Source organism: Streptomyces sp. ALI-76-A, from assembly GCF_030287445.1.
Classification (GTDB): domain Bacteria; phylum Actinomycetota; class Actinomycetes; order Streptomycetales; family Streptomycetaceae; genus Streptomyces.
On record NZ_JASVWB010000002.1, the window covers coordinates 566,247 to 581,040 of the forward strand.

The 14,794-nt window shown below is 70.5% G+C and carries 12 protein-coding genes; 11 read left to right on the plus strand and 1 reads right to left on the minus strand.

The genetic code is table 11. The annotated features are described in order from the left end of the window. Positions 1-659 precede the first annotated feature (659 nt). The 11 genes from QQS16_RS03185 (at position 660) to QQS16_RS03235 (ending at position 14,110) form a co-directional block, all read left to right on the plus strand. The gene (locus tag QQS16_RS03185) at positions 660-2,063 is read left to right on the plus strand and encodes an MFS transporter (RefSeq protein WP_286060075.1); all 1,404 of its coding nucleotides are present in this window, start codon (positions 660-662) and stop codon (positions 2,061-2,063) included. Positions 2,064-2,168: 105 nt separating this feature from the next. After that, positions 2,169-3,254, plus strand: coding sequence for a beta-ketoacyl-ACP synthase III (locus QQS16_RS03190; protein WP_286066211.1), 1,086 nt, complete (start codon positions 2,169-2,171; stop codon positions 3,252-3,254). After that, positions 3,251-3,487 (plus strand): acyl carrier protein, encoded by a 237-nt coding sequence (locus tag QQS16_RS03195; RefSeq protein WP_286060076.1) that lies wholly within the window; start codon positions 3,251-3,253, stop codon positions 3,485-3,487. The genes QQS16_RS03190 and QQS16_RS03195 overlap by 4 nt, the downstream gene beginning before the upstream one ends. Before the next feature lie 26 nt (positions 3,488-3,513). Next, positions 3,514-4,401 carry a (3R)-3-[(carboxymethyl)amino]fatty acid oxygenase/decarboxylase gene (gene scoE, locus QQS16_RS03200; protein WP_286060077.1) on the plus strand — a complete coding sequence of 296 codons (888 nt, stop codon included), beginning with the start codon at positions 3,514-3,516 and terminating at the stop codon, positions 4,399-4,401. After that, a complete protein-coding gene (gene scoD / locus QQS16_RS03205) occupies positions 4,398-4,940 on the plus strand; it encodes a (2E)-enoyl-ACP glycyltransferase (protein ID WP_286060078.1) in 543 nt (180 codons plus the stop codon). Before scoE ends, scoD begins: the two co-directional genes overlap by 4 nt. Before the next feature lie 75 nt (positions 4,941-5,015). Beyond that, a complete protein-coding gene (gene scoC, locus QQS16_RS03210; protein ID WP_286060079.1) occupies positions 5,016-6,608 on the plus strand; it encodes a fatty acid-ACP ligase ScoC in 1,593 nt (530 codons plus the stop codon). 43 nt (positions 6,609-6,651) lie between these two features. Further along, complete coding sequence (locus QQS16_RS03215; protein ID WP_286060080.1) at positions 6,652-6,909, plus strand: phosphopantetheine-binding protein; 258 nt, start codon at positions 6,652-6,654, stop codon at positions 6,907-6,909. Further along, positions 6,896-11,179 (plus strand): non-ribosomal peptide synthetase, encoded by a 4,284-nt coding sequence (locus QQS16_RS03220; RefSeq protein WP_286060081.1) that lies wholly within the window; start codon positions 6,896-6,898, stop codon positions 11,177-11,179. Before QQS16_RS03215 ends, QQS16_RS03220 begins: the two co-directional genes overlap by 14 nt. 71 nt (positions 11,180-11,250) lie before the next feature. Then, the gene (locus tag QQS16_RS03225; RefSeq protein WP_286060082.1) at positions 11,251-12,297 is read left to right on the plus strand and encodes an ABC transporter substrate-binding protein; all 1,047 of its coding nucleotides are present in this window, start codon (positions 11,251-11,253) and stop codon (positions 12,295-12,297) included. Positions 12,298-12,314: 17 nt separating this feature from the next. Continuing rightward, positions 12,315-13,310 carry a FecCD family ABC transporter permease gene (locus QQS16_RS03230; protein ID WP_502963755.1) on the plus strand — a complete coding sequence of 332 codons (996 nt, stop codon included), beginning with the start codon at positions 12,315-12,317 and terminating at the stop codon, positions 13,308-13,310. Then, complete coding sequence (locus QQS16_RS03235; RefSeq protein WP_286060083.1) at positions 13,307-14,110, plus strand: ABC transporter ATP-binding protein; 804 nt, start codon at positions 13,307-13,309, stop codon at positions 14,108-14,110. The genes QQS16_RS03230 and QQS16_RS03235 overlap by 4 nt, the downstream gene beginning before the upstream one ends. Here the strand turns inward: QQS16_RS03235 and QQS16_RS03240 are convergent. Beyond that, positions 14,100-14,696: a DJ-1/PfpI family protein gene (locus QQS16_RS03240; RefSeq protein ID WP_286060084.1), complete on the minus strand. Its 597-nt coding sequence runs from the start codon at positions 14,694-14,696 to the stop codon at positions 14,100-14,102. The two genes, QQS16_RS03235 and QQS16_RS03240, sit on opposite strands and share 11 nt — an antisense overlap. Positions 14,697-14,794 lie beyond the last annotated feature (98 nt).

Here is a 14,794-nt window from a genome sequence, read left to right on the forward strand (position 1 = left end):
GGGGTATACGGAGAGAATCGCCGCCCGAGCGGTGTGATGAAAAAAGTCGACGCCGCCGGGAACCAGGACATCCTCCCGTCCGACTACCGTAAAAGGCCGCTTTTCCATTCACGCCGACGCGGCCGCTTCCGCGACCCAAAGGTGAGTTATAACACGGCGCCAATTGAATCGAATTCGCAGTCGAACTGGTCATCTATTCGACTTCCGGCCACCCCTCGCGTGGCCAAAAAAACACGTTTACGCACACCGGCACCTTCGATGGACCGCACAGGGAAACGGTGGCCGGCAGCGCTTCCGATCGCCATGAAATCTCCCCGGAACGCCCACAGCTTCTAGGGCGCCGACCCCCGCCCTCCGGAGAAGCGCGTGCCGGGCAGCGGGTTCCCCCGACGTTCCGTCGTACGCGTGAGCGAGTGCAGCAACCGGAATCTCAGCCAGTCCAAAAACCGGCGGAGATGGCTTGTCGCACTGAACGGGGATGAGCCACGATCCAGAACGAGCCGCGCTCCAGACGAGTGACTCACGACCGAGAACCGGCGCATTCGACACGCAGCACAGGTTCAGCATCGCTGCCACCCCGATCACCTTTCGCGGTGGTGCACGTGAACAAGGGATCCGCCGCGCACCGATCGGCGGACCTCAAGGGGGATTGTCCGGAAATGTCTGCACACACATCACCATCCGCTCCGCCGCGCCCACGTCTCGGACTGCCCCTGCTCGTCCTGGCCACAGCACAGTTGGTCATCTCGCTCGACTTCAACATCGTCTATGTCGCCCTCCCCAGCATCGGCAGCGGGCTCGGCTTCTCCGGCCAGGACCTCCAATGGGTGGTCAGCGCCTACGTCGTGGCCACCGGGGGGTTCCTCCTGCTCGGCGGACGGGCCACCGACCTGCTGGGCAGACGCCGGATCTTCATCCTCGCCGCGCTGCTCTACGCCCTCTCCTCACTGGTCGGCGGACTGTCCGGCTCCGCCGGCGTCCTGGTCGCCGTGCGCGCCGTACAGGGCATCGGCGGAGCCCTGCTGTTTCCCGCCACCCTCTCCCTGATCAACACCCTCTACGAGGAGGGCCCGAGCCGTAACCGGGCACTGGCCGTATGGGGAGCCGCCGGAGCGGGCGGACTGTGCTTCGGCTCACTGCTGGGTGGGGTGCTCGTGGACGCCTTCGGCTGGCCCTCGGTGTTCTACGTCAACATCCCCCTGGCCGGAGGAGTCGCGCTGGCCGGTGCGCTGCTCTTCCCCGCCGACGGACCGCTGACCCGGCAGCGGGACTTCGACCTCCTGGGCGCCCTGACCGCCACCTCGGGCATCACCCTGCTGGTCTTCGTCCTCGTCCACGCACCCGAGGCCGGCTGGGGCAGCCGCAGCGTCCTGATCTGCGCGGCCCTCAGCGTGGTCCTGCTCTCGCTCTTCGCCCTCGTCGAGGCGCGTACCAGCCATCCCCTCACGCCCATCCGGATGTTCGCCCACCGCGGCCTCCTTGGCGCCATGGCCCTGACAACGTTGTTCAGTGCCACGTTCAGCTCCGTCCCCTACTTCCTGACCCTGTACTTCCAGACGGTGCGCGGCTACAGCGCGCTGGGAACGGGACTCGCCTTCCTCGTGCCCGCCGTCGTCGTCGCCGTCGGAACACAGGCCGGCGAGAAAGCCGTGTCCGCCCTCGGGGTACGGGCCACCATGCTGGGCGGCATGGCCACGGGGGCCACCGGCGCGCTGCTGCTGGCCGTGTCCCTGACCGACGACGGCTCGTACGTCCGCCTGCTGCCCGGCATCGTGCTGCTCAGCCTCGGCCAGGGCGCCACCTGGACCGGCATGTGGATCGCTGCGGCGGCCGGGGTAGCCCCCGGTGACCAGGGCATCGCCTCCGGCATGGCGTCGACCACGCTCCAGGTGGGCGGCGCCGTGGGCCTGGCCGTCCTGGTCGCCGTCGCCGGCACCGGAGCCAATGGGGTCTCCGGCGCCGACCTGCTCGACGGGGTCCGCGACGCGGTGTACGTCATCGCCGCCGGAATCTGTCTCGGCGCCGTGGCCGTCGTCACCCTCCGCGGGCGCCCCCACCGGTAGAGCTCGCCGCACCTCACCCGGCCGACCCGGCCCCGCCTGCCCGCTGTCTCTGCGCACCCCATTCCCGCACCCGGAGCACCACGAGGAGACACCGCTGTGTCCAGCATGCCCGCACGCCCGCACAGTCCTCACGACCCACCGCCCCACGCCCCGCAGGAACGTTCAGCCGTTCTGTGCGGGCTGGCCGGCTGGGTTCCCCCGCGCGTGGTGACCAACGAGGAACTGTCCCAGCGGCTCGACACCAGCGACGCCTGGATCCGGACCCGGACCGGGATCAGCCGACGGCACGTCGCCGAGCCCGGCCAGGCCACCTCGGACCTCGCGGTGGAGGCAGGCCGACGCGCTCTGCGGTCCGCCGACACGGAAGCCGTGGACACGGTCATCGTCGCCACCACCACCCCGGACCGCTCCTGCCCGGCCACCGCCCCACTCGTCGCCGCCCGACTGGGCCTCGCCGAGGCGGCGGCGTTCGACATCAGCGCCGTCTGCACCGGATTCGTGTACGGGCTGGCCTCGGCCGCCGGTCTGATCGCGGCCGGCGTGGCCGAACGTGTCCTGCTCATCGGCGCGGACACCTACTCCACGATCGTCGACCCGCAAGACCGCGCCAACGCGATCATCTTCGGCGACGGGGCCGGAGCGGTCGTCCTGCGGGCCGGGCACGCCGACGAGCCCGGCGCCGTCGGCCACTTCGACCTCGGCAGCGACGGCACCGGAGAAGACCTGATCATGGTGGCCGCCGGCGGCTCCCGGCAGCGCTCGGCACCGGGCGAAGTGCTCCCGCGGGACCACCACTTCTCGATGCGGGGCCGAGAGGTCTACCGGCACGCGGTCACCCGCATGGCCGCCTCGGCACGCGCCACGCTCACCCGGGCCGACCACAAGGCCGACGACATCGACCACTTCGTTCCCCACCAGGCGAACCTGCGCATCCTGCGTTCGGTCGCCGAGGACCTCGGGCTGCCCCTGGAACGCTGTGTGTCCAACGTCGAGTCGGTGGGCAACACCGGCGCCGCGTCGATCCCCCTCGCCCTGGCCGACGCGGCCTCCCACCAGACCATCCAGCAGGGGGAGCGCGTCCTGCTCACCGCGTTCGGAGGCGGCCTCACCTGGGGCTCCTGCCTCCTGACCTGGCCCGCCCTCCCCCAGATCAGCCACCCGTACGACGAAGGAGGAGTACCCGCATCATGAGCACCACCTACGACCAACTGGTCACGATCCTCGCGAAGTTGCACGATGCGCCCCCTGACCGGATCAGCCCGGATGTCACCTTCGCCGGGCTGGACGTCGACTCGCTGACCTTGGTCGAGATCAGCATGCGTATCGAGCGCGACCTCGGCGTCACCATCGAGGACAACGAACTCCAGGAGGACTTCACCCTGGACGCGACCGCCCAGCTGATCGACGAGAAACTCGCCCAGTAGCCGTCACTCACGGAAAGCGGACCACCATGGACATCAAGGCACAGGCCGGCAAGGAAATCGGCGCCACCGTCGAAGGGTTCGACCACACGACCGCCTCACCGGCGGACATCGCCACGCTCAAGGAGACGGTCTACACCAAGAAGATCGCGGTTCTGAAGAACCAGGACCTGACGCCGCAGCAGTTCCTGGAACTCGGCAAGCTCCTGGGCCGGCCGGAGACCTACTACGAGCCCATGTACAAACACCCCGAGGTCGAGGAGATATTCGTCTCGTCCAACGTGCCGAAGGACGGCAAGCAGATAGGCGTGCCGAAGACCGGCAAATTCTGGCATGCCGACTACCAGTTCATGCCGGACCCGTTCGGCCTCACCCTCATCTACCCCCAGGTGATACCCGAGAAGAACCGGGGCACCTACTTCATCGACATGGGGAAGGCGTACGAGCGGCTCCCCGAGGAGCTGAAGAAGGAAGTCGCGGGAACCTACTGCCGGCACTCGGTGCGCAAATACTTCAAGATCCGGCCGCATGACGTGTACCGGCCGATCTCCGAGATCATCGACGAGGTCGAGACGAAGACCCCGGCCGTCGTCAAGCCGACCGTCTTCACCCACCCCATGACGGGCGAGACGGTCCTCTACATCAGCGAGGGCTTCACCGTCGGCATCGAGGACGAGGACGGCAAGCCCCTGGAGTCGGACCTGCTCCACCAGCTGTTCGAGGCGACCGGGCAGCTCGACGACACCTTCGCCCACGGCAACATCCACCTGCAGAGCTTCCAGCAGGGCGACCTGCTGGTCTGGGACAACCGCAGCCTCATCCACCGGGCCCGGCACACCACCACACCCGAGCCGACCGTCTCCTTCCGGCTGACCGTCCACGACGAGCGCAAGCTCTACGACGAGGCCGCGGCATGAGCGCACAGGCCGCCTTGCGACCGGACTCGCCGGCACGGGACTTCGAGAGCGACGACGAACTCCTGGCGCGGGTTCTGAGGCCGTACAAGGTGAACTGCAAGTACCTGAAGTCCGCGTCGGTCAGCGCACGGTCCGGGCGGGTGACGGCCGGCTGCTCCTTCTCCATCCCGGAATCCTGCTATATCGACGACACCGGTCATCTCAACGCGGTCGAAGTCAACATCAGCTACAACCAGATGATGTACTACGCCGTCGCCAAGTCGGTGAAAGAGGGCCTGCTGGAGGACTTCACGTCGTGGACTCTCGACGACTACTGGCGGCATCAGCTCCCGGACATCCTCATCGCCCGGTTCGGCGGTAATTTCCGGCGTCCCATCAACGCCCGTTCCTTCTTCGGAGAAATCGAGTTCCTGTCGGTGGAACGGCGGTCGCCCGGCGGAAAGACGCTGATCGTCGCCGACACCTCCTACCGGTACTGGGACGGCGAGGGCGGCCGCTGCGACGGCGAAGTGAAACTCGCCATCGTGAACGGACCGTAAGCCAGAACCGATCCCCAGCGCGCCGCCGCCGTACGGCGGCGCGCTTTCGGACGACCGAGAGCAGGGACCCTCATCGTGGCCGAATTGTCAGCGCCGGAGAGAACCGGCAGCAGACTCCATCACCCGGAACTCAAGACCCTCGTCGACACGGCACGCTTCCACGCGGCGCGCCAGCCGCTGGCCACCGCCGTCCTCTGCGAGGACCGCCGCCTCACCTACCAGGAACTGCATCACGAGAGCAACCGCGTCGCCCACGCCATCCGTGCCGCGGGAGCGGCGCCGGGCGCGCGGATCGCGTATCTGGGCAAGGAGTCCGAGCACTACTACGAGATCCTCTTCGGGTGCGCCAAGAGCGAGACCGTCCTGGTGCCCATCAACTGGCGGCTGACCGCCCCCGAGGTCAGCCACATCCTCCAGGACTCCGGCAGTGAACTGCTCTTCCTGGAGGAGGACTTCGCGCCCGTCCTGGAACGGCTGCCGACAGCGCCCCCGAAGACGGTCGTCCGGCTCGGCACCGCCGAGGGCTTCCCGGCCTGGAAGGCGGCCCAGCCCGACACCGACCCCACCCCGTCCGCCGACCCCGACACCCCGGTCGCCCAGCTCTACACCAGCGGCACCACCGGCCTGCCCAAGGGCGTCGTCCTGGCCCACCGCAGCTTCTTCGCCATCCGTGACGCCCTCGCGGCCGAAGGGCTGGACTGGATCGACTGGCGCACCGGCGACACGGCCCTGATCGGCATCCCCGGATTCCACGTCGGCGGCCTGTGGTGGGCCACCCAGAACTTCAACGCCGGCGTGACCGTGGTGGCGATGCGCGCCTTCGCGGCCCGCGACGCGATCGACCTCATCCGCGACCGGGGCATCACCACCGCCTGTGTCGTCCCGGCGATGCTGCGCATGATGCTCGGCGAACCCGGCGCCACACCCGGCGACTTCACGACGCTCCGCAAGATCGTGTACGGCGGGTCGCCGATCTCCGAAGCACTGCTCGAAGAGAGCCTGGCCATGTTCGGGGCCGAGTTCGCTCAGATCTACGGACTCACCGAGACCGGCAACACCGCCGTCTGCCTGCCCCCGGCCGACCACGTTCCCGGCCACCCCCGCATGCAGGCCGCGGGCCGCCCCTACCCCGGCGTCCGCAGCAAGGTGATCGACGACGACGGCCGGGAACTGCCGCCCGGAGCGATCGGCGAGGTCTGCCTGGCCACCCCGGCCCACATGGTCGAGTACTGGGGTCTGCCCGACAAGACCGCCGAGACCCTGGTCGACGGCTGGATCCACACCGGGGACGCCGGATACGTCGACGAGGACGGCTACGTCTTCATCCGCGACCGCATCAAGGACGCGATCCTCGTCGCGGGCGAGAACGTCTACCCCGCCGAGATCGAGAACGCGCTGGAGCACCACCCCGGCGTGGCCGAGGCGGTGATCGTCGGAGCCCCGGACGAGCGGTGGGGAGAGAGCGTCCACGCCTTCGTCGTGGCGGCCCCCGGACAGCAGCCGTCCCCCAGGGACCTGCACCGCTTCCTCGTCGGCCGGCTCGCCGGTTTCAAACTGCCGGCCCGGTACGAGTTCATCGACCACGTGCCGCGCAACCCGAGCGGGAAGATCCTCCGCCGAAAGCTGCGCGACCGCTTCTGGAGCGACTCCGAACGCAAGGTCAACTGACCTTCACACAGCTCCAACCCACCAGCCACCAAGAGAGAGCGACATGCCTGAGCCCCTGACGCCGGCGGGCTTCCGTGCGGACCTGGCGGAGTTCCTGCATCAGCACCCCGACGAAGTCGACCTGGAAGAGAACCCCCTCTACGCGGGCCTGGACTCGCTGCGCATCACGACCCTGGCCGCACGGTGGCGGGACGCCGGCGTGGACGTGAGCTTCCTGGAGCTCGCGGAACGCACCTCGTTCGCCCAGTGGTGGCAGCTGTTGTCCGAACGCCAGGCGGGAGCGGCCCGTGCCGACGTCTGACGCGCCCGGCGAGCGGCACCCGCTGCTGGCCGCCCAGGAAGGCATCTGGACCGGCCAGCAACTCGACCTGGACAGTCCCGCCTACAACACGGCCGAGTACGTGCGGATCCACGGACCGGTGGACCCCACCGCCTTCGAGGAGGCACTGCGCCACACGGTGGCCGAAGTCGAGGCCCTGAACGTCCGCTTCGTCGTCGACGACCAGGGGCGGCCCTGGCAGCTGAGCGTTCCCCGGCTCGACTGGCACCCGTACATCGCCGACCTCACCACCGAAGCGGACCCGCATCGTGCCGCCCTCGACTGGATGGCGCACGACATGGCCCGCCCGGTCGATCTCGGGCACGACCCCGTCTTCGGCCACGCCCTGCTGCGCACGGGCCCCGACCAGTTCCTCTGGTACCACCGCGTGCACCACATCGCACTGGACGGCTTCGGCCTCTCCCTGGTCGCCCAGCGCGTGGCGCGGGTCTACACCGCGCTGGTGGACGGCTCGCCTCCCGGCGACAGCGGCTTCGGCACCCTGGAGTCGGTACGGCGGGAAGAGCGCGCGTACCGCGAGTCGAAGCGCTTCGCGGTGGACCGTGCGTACTGGACACAGCGGTTCGCGGACCGCCCGGCGGTCGTCGGCCTCGCCGAGGGGCAGGCCCTTCCGGCGCGGACCTTCCTGCGCCGCGTCACGGACCTCGATCCGGGTGATGTGTCGGCGCTGCACGCCGTGGCCCGCGACCTCTCGGTGTCCTGGTCCGACGTCGTGCTGGCCGCCACAGCGGCGTACATCCAGCGGGTCACCGGAGCGCCCGAGATCGTCCTCAGCCTGCCCGCCATGGGGCGCCTCGGCTCCGTGTCCCTGCGCGTGCCGAGCATGGTGCGCAACATCCTGCCGCTGCGCGTCGCCGTCCACGAGCAGGACACCCTGCGCGACCTGGCGCTCCGCGTGTCCGGCGAGCTGCGGGCCGGGCTGCCGCACCAGCGGTACCGCTACGAGCAGGTGCGGCGGGATCTGAACCTGGTCGGCGGAAAGCGCCGGCTGTCCGGACCGGGCGTCAACATCATGCCGTTCGAGTACGACCTGCGCTTCGCCGGACACCGCAGCACCGTCCACAACGTGTCCGCGGGGCCCGTCGACGACCTGGCCGTGAACGTGTACGACCGCGCCGAGGGCTCGGGCCTTCGGATCGCCGTCGACGCCAACCCGGACCTCTACGACGAGGCGGAACTGGCCGCCCACCAGGAGGGGTTGCTGGCACTGCTGCGCGAGGCGGTCGCCGCTCCGGCCCAGGTGATCGGCGGGCAGCGGCCCGTCACCGTGCTCGACGGCGGCCCGCTCCCCCGGCCCGCCCGCCCCGTGCTGAGTCTGATCGCCGACCACGCCGCCCGGCGCGGCGGCGCCATCGCCGTCGAACACGACGGACAGAGCATCACCTACGCGGAGCTGTTCGGCTCCGCACGGCACCTCGCGCGGCGGCTCGCGGCCCGGGACATCGGACCGGGCGCCCTCGTGGCCGTCGTCCTGCCCCGCGGGATCGACGCCGTCACCGCGATCCTCGGCGTCCTGCTCTCCGGGGCCGCGTACTGCCCACTCGACCCGGGCGCGCCGCAGTCCCGTACGGCGGCGCTCCTGGAAGACGCCGAACCGGCCCTCGTGCTCACCACCGACGCACACGCCGCCCGCGTCCTGGATCGTCCCGTGCTGCTGCTCGACGCGCCGGACACCGGGCCCCAGGCGCCGGCTTCGACCCCCGGCGCTCCCGGCGATCCGGCGTACGTCATCTACACCTCGGGATCCACCGGCCGGCCCAAAGGCGTGGAGATCGGCCACGGTGCTCTCGCCGCCTTCGTCGCCGGAGCGACCCACCGCTACGGCCTGCGCCGCGAGGACCGGGTCCTGCAGTTCGCGCCGCTGCACTTCGACGCCAGCGTCGAGGAGATCTTCCTGACCCTGTGCGCCGGAGCGACGCTCGTCGTACGCACCGACGACATGACCGAGTCGGTGCCCCGGCTCCTGGACGCGTGCGACCGGCTGCGGATCAGCGTGCTCGACCTTCCCACGGCCTACTGGCACGAACTGGCCTACGCCGTCTCGACCGGCACCGCCGTCCTTCCGGCCGGGGTGCGGACCGTCATCATCGGGGGCGAGGCCGCGCTGCCCGAACGCGTGGGCCGATGGCGGGAGTCGGTCGGTCCGTCGGTGCGGCTGTTCAACACCTACGGCCCGACCGAGGCGACCGTGGTCGCCACCGTGGCCGCACTCCACGACCCCGCCCTGTCCCCGGGTGACGTGCCGATCGGGGTCCCGCTGCCCGGCATGCGGGCCGTCGTCCTCGGCGACGAGCTGTACCTGGTCGGCGAGGCGCTGGCTCTCGGTTACCGAGGCGGCCGGCCCGAGGACGATGCCCGGTTCGCCCCGCTCGCCTCCCTGCCCGGCAGCCCTCGCGGCTACCGCACCGGCGATCTGGTGCGACTCGGTGACGACGGACACCTGCGGTTCGTGGGGCGGGCCGACGACGAGTTCAAGATCAGTGGCCACCGTGTGCAGCCGGCCGAGGTCGAGACCGTCCTCCTCACCCACCCGCGCATCCGTGAGGCCGCCGTGGTCGGACAGGTGCTGCCGGACGGAACCCGGCGGCTGGCGGCCCACGTCGTCGCCGAACACCCCGCGCCGACCTCCGCCCAGGTCCGGGAACACCTGCGGGCGACGCTGCCGGCGGCGCTCGTCCCCTCCGCCGTGGAGTTCACCGACCGGTTGCCGCGCACCGGCTCGGGAAAGATCGACAGGAACGCCCTCGGCACCGTCGTGGAGATCGCGACCACCACCACCGCCGCCGCCCCGAACAGCTCCCTGGAACAGGCCATCACGGGCGTCTGGGAGCAGGTTCTGGGTGCCGGGCACATCTCGCCCCAGGACGACTTCTTCGACCTCGGTGCCCAGTCGCTCCAGGCCATCCAGGTCGCCAACCGGCTCGGCGTGGAGCTGGCACGGGAGGTGCGTGTCGCCTGGCTCTTCCAGCATCCGACGGCCGCCGAACTCGCACGCCACCTGGAGCACCGCCAGGACGCGCCGACGGCCGCCGCCGGCCTTCCCCAGGCGGTCCTGGCCGACGCCGTGCTCGACGAGGACATCACGCCCGCCGCCCCGGTCGGCGCGCCAACCGCGCCACGCCGGATCCTGCTCACCGGCGCCACCGGATTCGTCGGCTCACATCTGCTGGCCGAACTCCTGGCCACGACCGATGCCGAGATCGTCTGCCCGGTCCGCGCGACGAGCCCGGAGGAGGCCGCCGACCGCGTCCGCGAAGCCCTGACCGACCAGCAGCTTCCGCTGCCCGCCGACCCGCGGCGCGTCACCGCCGTCCCGGCCGACCTCGCCCGGGACCGTCTCGGACTCGGTCCCGCCCGGTTCACGGAACTGGCCGAGACCTGCGACGTGATCTTCCACAACGCCGCCACGGTCAGCATCATGCGGGACTACGCCAGTCTGCGCGCCGCCAACACCGAGTCCACCCGCCGGCTGCTGCGCATGGCGTCGGCACGTTCGATCCCGCTCCACCTCGTCTCGACCCTGTCCGTCGCCCCGCCCCGCAGCGTCAGCCCCGACGTACCCGAGGCGTTCCTCCCCCCGCATCCCGGGCTCGTCTACGGCTACCAGCAGTCCAAGTGGGCCTCCGAGCGTCTGGTGGAGCAGGCCGCCGAGCGGGGGCTTCCGGTGACCCTGCACCGCCTGGGCCGCGTCGTCGGAGCGCCGGACACCGGCTATGTGAACGAGCGGGACTTCCTGTGGAGCGTGCTCCAGTCGGGCATCCCCGCGGGCATCCTGCCCGACCTGTTCGACGCGGAGATCTGGACGCCGGTGGACTACGTCGCCCGAGCCGTCGTACGGCTGTCCCTGACGGCTCCGTCCTCCGGCACGGTCTTCAACCATGCCCCCGTGCCCCCGCTGCGGCTGGCCGACCTCTACGACTGGGTGCAGGAGTACGGATACGCGGTGAAGCGGCTGCCGTTGGCGCAGTGGCGTACGCAGCTGCCCCGCTCCGCCGACGTGGCCGCGACGACCGGGGCGTTCTTCGACTCCTGGGCCGACACCGGTGACACCGGAAGCAGCGACACCGAAGTCGACCTCGCGCTGGGCCGCGTCCGGGCCGACAACGTCCTGCGCGGCCTCGAAGGCAGCGGCATCACCTGCCCGGTTGCCGACCGCGCTCTGGTCTTCCGCTATCTCGACCACTGCGTCAAGACCGGAACGCTCCCGGCACCGGACGCGAGAGACATCTGACTCCTCGGGAACCCCGGCGGACTTCGCACCGACTACTTGAGCGGAGTCCGCCCTACCCCGAGGAGCCCGCCATGCTGATCGAACGGCCCGTTGCCGCGGCCCTGGCCGGAGCGCTCTGCCTGGCCACCGCGGCCTGCGGAGCCTCGTCCTCCCCGACCGCCAGGGCCGCCCCGGAGGCGAACGCCCCCGGCTACCCGGTGAGCATCAAGAACTGCGGGCAGACCACCACGTACACCAAGGCGCCGAGCCGGGTGGTCGTCATGAACGGTGCCTCCGTCGCCGAGGTGTCCTCGCTGCTGGCGCTCGGCCTCGGCGACCGCGTCGTCGCCAACGGGCAGTCGTACGGGATGTCCGAGGTGGCCGGCCGGGCCAAGGCCATCAAGGAGCTGCCCACCGGGGACATCACACCCAACGACGCCTACGACATCCCCCGCGAGGCGATGCTGGGCCTGAGCCCCGACCTCGTCCTGTCCACCACGTCCTACGGCTTCGACGCGAAGAACGGATTCGCGACCCGCGACGACCTGAAGGCGGTCGGCGCCAACAGCTACATCTCCCCGCAGGGCTGCGACCAGGACACCTCCCGGATGACCGTCGCCGACAGCTACCGGCTGCTGCGCGACCTGGGCAGGATCTTCCAGGTCGGTGACCGCGCCGAGAAACTCATCGCGGCGTCCCGGAAGAAGATCGGCGACGTGTCGGCCAGGGTCAGGGGCGAGAAGGCGCCCAACGTCATGGTGGTGTTCTCCAACATGTCGATGGGCGGCAACGACTTCAGTTCCGTCGCGGCCAACGGCATCTGGAACGACGTCCTCGCCAAGGCCGGCGGCCGCAACGCCTTCTCCTCCGCCTCCGAAACCTCCTTCGCCGACCTCAGCAAGGAGAAGGTCGCCGCCGAGCCGGTCGACGCCCTCGTGGTCATCAGCTACAACGATCCCAACCCCGCGGCCTACGCCCGCGCACTGCTCAAGGAGTTCCCCCAGTGGCCGGCCGCGAAGAACAAGCGTTACACCGTTCTGTCCGACTCGATCTACCTCGGCCCCAGCAACGACCTGGCCGTGGACAGGATCGCCCGGATGCTGCACCCCGACGTGTTCCGAAGCGTCCGAGGCGACTGAATCCCACGCTGGTCCTGGTGGCGCTGCTGGTCGTACTCGCCGCCGTCATGATGGTCGCGATCAGCATCGGCTCCGTCAGCGTGCCGCTGGGCGAGGTGTGGCGCATCGTCCTGCGTCATCTGGGGGGCGGCGGCACCAGCGGTGACCCCGCCGTGGACCAGATCGTCTGGAACTTCCGCACCCCACGCGTCGTCCTGGCCGCCCTGGTCGGCGCGGGGCTGGCGGTCTCCGGGGTGGTGTTGCAGGCCGTCGTGGCCAACCCGCTGGCCGACCCCTACGTCCTGGGCGTCTCCTCCGGCGCCTCCCTCGGCGCCGTCCTCGTCATCACCCTCACCAGTGGAGCCCTCGGTGGGCTCGGCGTGTCCACGGCGGCGTTCCTCGGCGCCGGCGGCGCGGTGGTCCTGGTCTTCCTGCTCGGACAGCGCGGCGGCCGGCTCGCCCCCACCCGGCTCGTCCTGTCAGGGGTCGCCGTGGGCTACCTCTTCCTGGCGGCCACCAGCTACCTCCAGCTACAGGCCACGCCCACCGAACTGCGCACCGTGATGTTCTGGATGCTGGGCAGCGTCGCCGGTGCCAAATGGGGGCAGTTGACCATCGTCAGCGTCGTCGTCCTCACCACCACCGTGGTCCTGTCGCTCTTCGGCAGGCAACTGAACGCGCTGCTCGCCGGCGACGAGTCCGCCACCGCCCTCGGTGTCGACGTGCACCGACTGCGCGCCCTGCTGCTGGTGCTGGCGTCCCTGCTCACCGGCACGGTCATCGCCGTCGCGGGCGGGATCGGCTTCGTCGGCCTGATGATCCCGCACCTGGTGCGGCTCGTCACCGGCGCCGACCACCGGCGGCTGCTGCCCCAGTCCGCCCTGGTCGGCGCCATCTACCTGGTCGTCGTCGACCTCCTCTCCCGCACCGTCGACCGCCCCAACGAGCTGCCCCTCGGCATCCTCACCGCCCTGTTCGGCGCGCCCTTCTTCCTCTGGCTGCTCCGCCGCAACAAGAGCCTGGACACCGTATGAAACTCACCGTGGAACAGCTCCACATCACCCTCGACCGCCGCCCGATCCTGCGCGATGTGGCCCTGGAGGCGCAGCCCGGCGACATCGTCGGCCTCGTCGGCCCCAACGGGAGCGGCAAGTCCACGCTGCTGCGGACCGTCTATCGCTCGCTGCGCCCGGAACGGGGCGTGGTACGCGTCGACGGCGACGACGTGTGGACCTTGTCGCCCCGGGGCGCGGCGCGCCGCACGGCCGCTGTCCTCCAGGACTCGGGCGGCAGCCCGAACGGCCTGTGCGTCACCGAGATCGTCGCTCTGGGCCGCACCCCGCACCACAGCCTCCTCGGCCGCGACGGCACCGACGACCACGAAGCCGTCGAGGAGGCCCTCGACCAGTGCGGCGCCCGCCCGCTGGCCGACCGTGACTTCACCTCCCTGTCCGGCGGCGAACGTCAGCGCGTGCTGCTCGCCCGGGCCCTCGCCCAGCGCCCGAAACTCCTGGTCCTCGACGAGCTCACCAACCACCTGGACATCCGCGCCCGCTTCGAACTGCTCGACCTGATCCGCGCCACCGGTGTCACCACCCTCGCCGTCCTCCACGACCTCGACCTGGCGGCCCGCCTGTGCGACCACCTCGTCGCCCTCCACCACGGCGAGGTGGTCGCGGCAGGCCCCGTTCTGGACGTCCTGACTCCCGGCCTGTTGCGCGATGTCTTCGGCGTGAGCGCCACGGCCGACCGCCATCCCGACGGCGTCGTACGCGTCACCTACGGAGCCAAGCCCCTTGCCCTGGACCTGACGCCGGACGAGCTCATCGGCTGACGGGCCGGTCGTACTGGATGGCCCGGCGCACCTCGGCCGCCGCCTCCGGGCTGTCGAAACGCCCCACCAGGTGAAGGGCCATGTCGATACCGGCGGACACACCGGCGCTGGTGACGATGTCCCCGTCGTCGACGAACCGCTCGTCCGGGCGCACGTCGATCGTCCCGTCGATCCCCGCGAGCCGCTCGGCGTAGTTCCGGTGCGTCGTGGCCGGCCGCCCCTCCAGCAGGCCCGCCGCCGCCAGGACCAGAGAGCCGGTGCACACGCTCGCCAGCACGGTCCCCTGACGGTGCAGGTCCCGCAGCCGGTCCAAGTGCGCGCCGTCCTTCGCCAGGGGACGCGTCCCGTCACCCCCGGGGTGCACCAGCAGGTCGAGCGCGGGAGCGGTGGCCAGGCTCCGGTCGACGACGAGACCGAGCCCCTTGGAACAGCGCACCACCCCTTCCTCCCGGCCGATCGCCAGCAACCGCACGGGAAACGCCGCCACGTGCGCGGCCCAGAAGCCGAGGACCTCCCACGGGCCGACGACATCAAGCTCTTCGGCGTCCTCGAACACGTAGACGCCGATGGTCAGCGAAGCATGCATACCGCCGGGCTCACCAACTCTCTCTGTTCGCAGCGGTTGTGACGCAATAGGACTGGTCATCGGTCGACCACCGGCCCACGGGGAGGGGCCGGTGCTCG

Excerpts from the sequence above, each read along its gene's own strand:
- QQS16_RS03240 (WP_286060084.1), bottom strand. The coding sequence starts at position 14,696 with ATGCATGCTTCGCTGACCATCGGCGTCTACGTGTTCGAGGACGCCGAA.
- QQS16_RS03235 (WP_286060083.1), top strand. The coding sequence starts at position 13,307 with ATGAAACTCACCGTGGAACAGCTCCACATCACCCTCGACCGCCGCCCG.
- scoD (WP_286060078.1), top strand. The coding sequence starts at position 4,398 with ATGAGCGCACAGGCCGCCTTGCGACCGGACTCGCCGGCACGGGACTTC.
- QQS16_RS03185 (WP_286060075.1), top strand. The coding sequence starts at position 660 with ATGTCTGCACACACATCACCATCCGCTCCGCCGCGCCCACGTCTCGGA.
- QQS16_RS03225 (WP_286060082.1), top strand. The coding sequence starts at position 11,251 with ATGCTGATCGAACGGCCCGTTGCCGCGGCCCTGGCCGGAGCGCTCTGC.
- QQS16_RS03190 (WP_286066211.1), top strand. The coding sequence starts at position 2,169 with ATGCCCGCACGCCCGCACAGTCCTCACGACCCACCGCCCCACGCCCCG.
- scoE (WP_286060077.1), top strand. The coding sequence starts at position 3,514 with ATGGACATCAAGGCACAGGCCGGCAAGGAAATCGGCGCCACCGTCGAA.
- QQS16_RS03215 (WP_286060080.1), top strand. The coding sequence starts at position 6,652 with ATGCCTGAGCCCCTGACGCCGGCGGGCTTCCGTGCGGACCTGGCGGAG.
- QQS16_RS03195 (WP_286060076.1), top strand. The coding sequence starts at position 3,251 with ATGAGCACCACCTACGACCAACTGGTCACGATCCTCGCGAAGTTGCAC.